6 protein-coding genes and 1 pseudogene are annotated in these 3,773 nt (G+C 56.2%); all 7 read right to left on the bottom strand.

Annotated features, from left to right (window positions below; genetic code table 11):
• Nucleotides 1-328: hypothetical protein (locus tag Q0628_RS08755; protein ID WP_298770176.1), on the bottom strand; the 328-nt coding region annotated here is incomplete at its 3' end.
• Nucleotides 321-905 carry a putative phage tail protein gene (locus Q0628_RS08750; protein ID WP_298770174.1) on the bottom strand — a complete coding sequence of 195 codons (585 nt, stop codon included), beginning with the start codon at nucleotides 903-905 and terminating at the stop codon, nucleotides 321-323. The genes Q0628_RS08750 and Q0628_RS08755, both read right to left, overlap by 8 nt.
• The gene (locus Q0628_RS08745; RefSeq protein WP_298770172.1) at nucleotides 905-2,113 is read right to left on the bottom strand and encodes a discoidin domain-containing protein; all 1,209 of its coding nucleotides are present in this window, start codon (nucleotides 2,111-2,113) and stop codon (nucleotides 905-907) included. The genes Q0628_RS08750 and Q0628_RS08745 overlap by 1 nt, the downstream gene beginning before the upstream one ends.
• Complete coding sequence (locus Q0628_RS08740) at nucleotides 2,104-2,421, bottom strand: phage GP46 family protein (RefSeq protein ID WP_173345765.1); 318 nt, start codon at nucleotides 2,419-2,421, stop codon at nucleotides 2,104-2,106. Before Q0628_RS08740 ends, Q0628_RS08745 begins: the two co-directional genes overlap by 10 nt.
• Nucleotides 2,418-2,912 (bottom strand): hypothetical protein, encoded by a 495-nt coding sequence (locus tag Q0628_RS08735; protein ID WP_173345764.1) that lies wholly within the window; start codon nucleotides 2,910-2,912, stop codon nucleotides 2,418-2,420. The genes Q0628_RS08740 and Q0628_RS08735 overlap by 4 nt, the downstream gene beginning before the upstream one ends.
• Nucleotides 2,913-3,368, bottom strand: a complete 456-nt coding sequence (locus Q0628_RS08730) for a hypothetical protein (RefSeq protein ID WP_298770167.1) — start codon at nucleotides 3,366-3,368, stop codon at nucleotides 2,913-2,915.
• Nucleotides 3,365-3,773: pseudogene (locus Q0628_RS08725) on the bottom strand (hypothetical protein); the annotation flags it as partial. The pseudogene Q0628_RS08725 and the gene Q0628_RS08730, both read right to left, overlap by 4 nt.

The following is a 3,773-nucleotide window of genomic DNA, read 5'->3' as shown; positions in this document are numbered from 1 at the left end:
CCTGGATCTGACTCCCATCGCAAACGGCATGGAAGCCCTGGTCGCAGGCCTGAGCGTCCCCGGTGCCGCCGACGCCGTCAATCGTGACCGTTTCAGGCTCGCCGGAAAGCGAAGAACTGTGATGGATAACGACTGCAAAGCCGCTCGAAGCGGTAGACAGGTCCACTGCACGGTTTTCCGTATTGAACACCTGGACCTTTTTGCCGTAGTTGGGCGGCAATGGCAAGTGTCCGGCCTCTTCTTCATCATTCGTGAACGACGGATTCTGCAAGGCATTCATCAGTTCCGGGGGTATGATATCTCCCGTTTTAAAATTGATTTTATTCATTTTCATTCTCCACGATAAGGAATTTGTCGCTTTCGAGCTTCAGGAGCTTGCCGTCCTCAAGTTCGAGGAATTTTTCTTTAGAGAGCTGCCAGCGGATCTGCGTAAACGGGATTTTCTCGGCTTCGAGCAGGTCCACGATACGGTAAATGCCGTGCTGCGGGTGGTCGCTGGTCACGGTCCAGGTGTACTGTTCGTCCGGGTCATATACAGGAAATCCAATTCGGGAAACGCCTACCCTGAACATCCTCGGCGGCTTCACGATGTCGATTTCAAAGCCCATCGACGCGGCAAGCGCCTTGTAGTGGCGTTCGGCAATGCCCGAATCGCGGTTGATGGCTTCCAGGAGCGCCGCCCTGCGGGCTTCAATGGTGCCGGAATGGCCTAATTCGTAGAGGTCTTCCCACTTTTCGAGCGTTGCGGTGGCCGAACTGGGGAAGATTTCGCGGTAAACGCCGTCTGCACTTTCCAGGGCACGGTCGAGTTCCTTGCACACCGCATACTCTTCCAGGTCCATCTGGAGCGGGTGCAGCCGCGAGAGCGCCCTGTAATGCCGACTATCGAAAAAATTTTCACTCATTACTGCACCACCAGTTCACCAAGGACAAATCGGTCTGTTTCATTTTCGGGATAGATTGCCGAAGTCTGTTCCTGGTACGCCCCGCCGTTCTTCGAGACCTCGACAACGGCATTGGAACCGCCGTGCTTGAGCACGAACACGACAATCTGGGCGGGGATAAACAGGTCGCCTGCGCTGAGGTCGGCAAAATACTTGGTCACGTCTTCCCGGAAGCCGTCTTCGTCCATATTGGACAAGCCGCTTACCGTGACGCGCAGGGAAAGTGTCGTTTCTACAGGGACATTGACCCATATTTCACGCGGTGCCACCGGGCCTTCGTCTTCGCACTTGACGCGGACGGCTTCGCAGCATCGCATCGATAGCGTGCTCGGGCCGATGAGCATGAGAACCGTGCCCACGCCGTAGTAGTTCTTGAGGCAGCGGGATGTGGACGGAGCCTCGTCGGATTCAGCCGGTTCGTAGATCTCGATGCCGAAGCACTTGACAGCGTTCAGGGATGCAGTCTGCCAGCTTTCGAGCGCCTCGATTTCGTCGAGTTCTACCTTGACATAGCGGGTAGAAACGGATTCGAAGGTGGCCATGGCCCACCAGTAGGCTGCATCGACCTTGCCCTGCTTTGTCCAGGTTGAGCCATCGTCGGACGTATAGACATTGAAAGAAGCCGGTCGGTTGGTAATGAAACCGAGCCCGATGCCGAAAATTTCCTTGGAACCGCCCAAGTCAATCACGACATACTTTTCGGTGTCGCTGGAACCGCAGGTAAAGGCGATGTTCTCGCGGTCGTGCGGCTTGACGGTGTTGGCGGCGCTCAGGTCGGGCATATTGCCGGAAATCATCGAGGATTCGAGCTCGACGGCCTTGCCGGTAGAAGACGCTTCGAGCGCCCAGCGTTCGTAGTCGCTTGGCTTGCCGCCACTCTTCGGGTTGCGGAGATACGACAGGATGAGCGTCAAGAGCTCGCTTGCGGTCAAGTTGCTGTAGTCGAGCCCTCGGTCGTTCGCCCACTGTTCCAGGCTTGCCTGGTTCATCGTGGTCGGGAAAATCTGGTCAAGAGTCCAGTCCATCTGCTTGTACAGGCCCCAAATGGCGGACGCGGCGGTGGCAAAACGGATATAGGTTTCCGTGCCCTGGCTGATATTTATCAGAGGGTCTATATTCTTCGCATCTGTCACCATGCGCTGAAAGATCTGGTCAACTGTTACGGCCATTGTTTAACCTCCACGAAACGGGTAAATTCAATCACGTCGCCATTGTATGCGACACATTCCACATGCACCTGGAGCTTGTCGCTATCGACATAGGTGGCCGTCGATACGACGCTTTTAAGGTGCTTGTAGTCAATCATCCACTGCAACGCCTCGGCGGCGTATGTCTCGGCCCTGCTCCTGGTCTTTTCGGACGCCACTTCCCGGGCAAGTTCTTTGAAGCGGTGGCCAAATTCGGGCTTCTTGTAAAAGGAACCCTTGGCGACGGTAAGCGAAAGCTGGACTTCTTCTTTAATCTGGTCAGTAGTCATTGTAATGTCTCCGGGAAAGGTGACGGGCTCGGCGGTGTTGTGGGCATGGTCTCGGTGACGGTGCAGACGGCGGTCTTCAAGACGGTTTCAATGTCTCCGAAAAGCTTCTTGTATGGCTTTTGAACTTCATTTGTGGTGACGCAGGCCATTATGGCAGCCAGAACGCCCGCCTGGGCAGCCGCGAAGGTCGGAACGACGGACACGACAGCCACACCACCGTGCGACGGGATTCCGGGCTTAGGAAGGCCCTGCCAGTAAGCGCAGAGCTTCGCCGCCATGTTGGCAGGCGTCCCGCTGGACGGGTCGAGCACCGAGAACGCGCTTTCCAGGAGAGACTTGTCGCCACCCGCCGAAAGGTCCGCACCGAGAATGATGCCGCCCTTGGCGTAGTCGTCGTAGGCCTTGGCGAGCTGCGGGGCCACGCTTGTCTTGCCGTCGGCAGACTTGACAATCCGGGAAAATTCGGAATCGAGAGTGTCCAGGTCAAGCATTTACGCCCCCGTGTCCTGTTTGTCCGTCGGTGCCGTAGGAGCGCCGAGGTTGCCTATGTGGGTGTGCTGGTTGTAGTTGTCGCGCAGCTTGGAGAGCTTGCCGCTCACCTCGCCGTTCACGCGCAGGTCGCCATCGACATCGACACCGCCATCCGCCTTGATGGCGATGGTGCCGTCATCCTTGAGGATGATGTAGTGGGCCTTGTCGCTGTAAAGCGCCGTTTCGCCCTCCTTTACGGCGGGGCGGTCCTTGCCGTCACTTGCGACGCCGACAATCACGTTCCCAAATTCCAGGAAGAGAATGCGCGAACCGCTTGGCGGGATGGAAATAAAGCCGAATTGCTGCATCAGCTGGCGGCCTTCGACATCGCGCCCGTTCTCCTTCGCGTCTACGCCGCGAAGCTTGCCCGCGATATCTTTGCAGCTCGAAACAATACTTGTGAAAAATTTCATCATAATGCACCCCCCGGCTGGAGTTCCAGGCGCGTACGCTTTCCGTTCTGCCTGTCAAGAGAGAACGTCACCGACTTGATGAGGTAGCTGTCTTTAGCACCGTTAAATTCGTCATCGACATCGACAAAGCGGTTAATTTCCCAGTTGTTGCCGTTCTGGGAGTGCCCATTTACCGTGTATTCAAGGTGGATTGAGCTCGCCTTTTCTACAGCCGTCTGAAGTTCAGCGGTCTTCTTTGCAGGGCCCTCGTTTTCGTTCCAGTTCACGACAAGAGGCTTTGCAAACGGCATCTGGTCGTTCTTGACGGTCGCCATCACATACTTGATGTCGTTGTCGTCCTGACTTTCGCCCATCACGCGGACTTCGCTATGGACGCCTTCGATAGTCTTTGTCACGGAACCCTCGATG

This window comes from uncultured Fibrobacter sp. (assembly GCF_937877005.1).
Lineage (GTDB): Bacteria > Fibrobacterota > Fibrobacteria > Fibrobacterales > Fibrobacteraceae > Fibrobacter.
This window is presented reverse-complemented; position numbering and strand designations above follow the sequence as displayed.

What these genes read in the sequence shown, in the direction of transcription:
- Q0628_RS08735 (WP_173345764.1), bottom strand. Translation starts at nt 2,912, where the DNA reads ATGCTTGACCTGGACACTCTCGATTCCGAATTTTCCCGGATTGTCAAG.
- Q0628_RS08730 (WP_298770167.1), bottom strand. Translation starts at nt 3,368, where the DNA reads ATGATGAAATTTTTCACAAGTATTGTTTCGAGCTGCAAAGATATCGCG.
- Q0628_RS08745 (WP_298770172.1), bottom strand. Translation starts at nt 2,113, where the DNA reads ATGGCCGTAACAGTTGACCAGATCTTTCAGCGCATGGTGACAGATGCG.
- Q0628_RS08740 (WP_173345765.1), bottom strand. Translation starts at nt 2,421, where the DNA reads ATGACTACTGACCAGATTAAAGAAGAAGTCCAGCTTTCGCTTACCGTC.
- Q0628_RS08750 (WP_298770174.1), bottom strand. Translation starts at nt 905, where the DNA reads ATGAGTGAAAATTTTTTCGATAGTCGGCATTACAGGGCGCTCTCGCGG.